At 50.2% G+C, this 1,453-nt stretch carries 1 rRNA gene; it reads right to left on the reverse strand.

Annotated elements, in window-relative coordinates:
* Positions 1-1,453 (reverse strand): 23S ribosomal RNA (locus tag BMX59_RS29990); the annotation flags it as partial.

Consider the following 1,453-nt stretch of genomic DNA (forward strand, 5'->3'; position numbering starts at 1 on the left):
CTGAAGCTTAGAAGCTTTTCTTGGAAGCATGGCATCAACCACTTCGTCACCTAAAAGGTAACTCGTCATCAGCTCTCGGCCTTAAGATCCCGGATTTACCTAAGATCTCAGCCTACCACCTTAAACTTGGACAACCAACGCCAAGCTGGCCTAGCCTTCTCCGTCCCTCCATCGCAATAACCAGAAGTACAGGAATATTAACCTGTTTTCCATCGACTACGCTTTTCAGCCTCGCCTTAGGGACCGACTAACCCTGCGTCGATTAACGTTGCGCAGGAAACCTTGGTCTTTCGGCGTGGGTGTTTTTCACACCCATTGTCGTTACTCATGTCAGCATTCGCACTTCTGATACCTCCAGCAAGCTTCTCAACTCACCTTCACAGGCTTACAGAACGCTCCTCTACCGCATCACTTACGTGATACCCGTAGCTTCGGTGTATGGTTTGAGCCCCGTTACATCTTCCGCGCAGGCCGACTCGACTAGTGAGCTATTACGCTTTCTTTAAAGGGTGGCTGCTTCTAAGCCAACCTCCTAGCTGTCTAAGCCTTCCCACATCGTTTCCCACTTAACCATAACTTTGGGACCTTAGCTGACGGTCTGGGTTGTTTCCCTTTTCACGACGGACGTTAGCACCCGCCGTGTGTCTCCCATGCTCGGCACTTGTAGGTATTCGGAGTTTGCATCGGTTTGGTAAGTCGGGATGACCCCCTAGCCGAAACAGTGCTCTACCCCCTACAGTGATACATGAGGCGCTACCTAAATAGCTTTCGAGGAGAACCAGCTATCTCCGAGCTTGATTAGCCTTTCACTCCGATCCACAGGTCATCCGCTAACTTTTCAACGGTAGTCGGTTCGGTCCTCCAGTTAGTGTTACCCAACCTTCAACCTGCCCATGGATAGATCGCCCGGTTTCGGGTCTATTCCCAGCGACTAGACGCCCTATTAAGACTCGCTTTCGCTACGCCTCCCCTATTCGGTTAAGCTCGCCACTGAAAATAAGTCGCTGACCCATTATACAAAAGGTACGCAGTCACCTAACAAAGTAGGCTCCCACTGCTTGTACGCATACGGTTTCAGGATCTATTTCACTCCCCTCTCCGGGGTTCTTTTCGCCTTTCCCTCACGGTACTAGTTCACTATCGGTCAGTCAGTAGTATTTAGCCTTGGAGGATGGTCCCCCCATATTCAGACAAAGTTTCTCGTGCTCCGTCCTACTCGATTTCATGACTAAGAGATTTTCGCGTACAGGGCTATCACCCACTATGGCCGCACTTTCCAGAGCGTTCCGCTAATCTCAAAGCCACTTAAGGGCTAGTCCCCGTTCGCTCGCCACTACTAAGGGAATCTCGGTTGATTTCTTTTCCTCAGGGTACTTAGATGTTTCAGTTCCCCTGGTTCGCCTCTTGCACCTATGTATTCAGTACAAGATAACCATCTTATGATGGCTGGGTT

Origin of the sequence: Pseudomonas sp. NFR09 (assembly GCF_900111535.1) — a bacterium.
Taxonomy (GTDB): domain Bacteria; phylum Pseudomonadota; class Gammaproteobacteria; order Pseudomonadales; family Pseudomonadaceae; genus Aquipseudomonas; species Aquipseudomonas extremorientalis.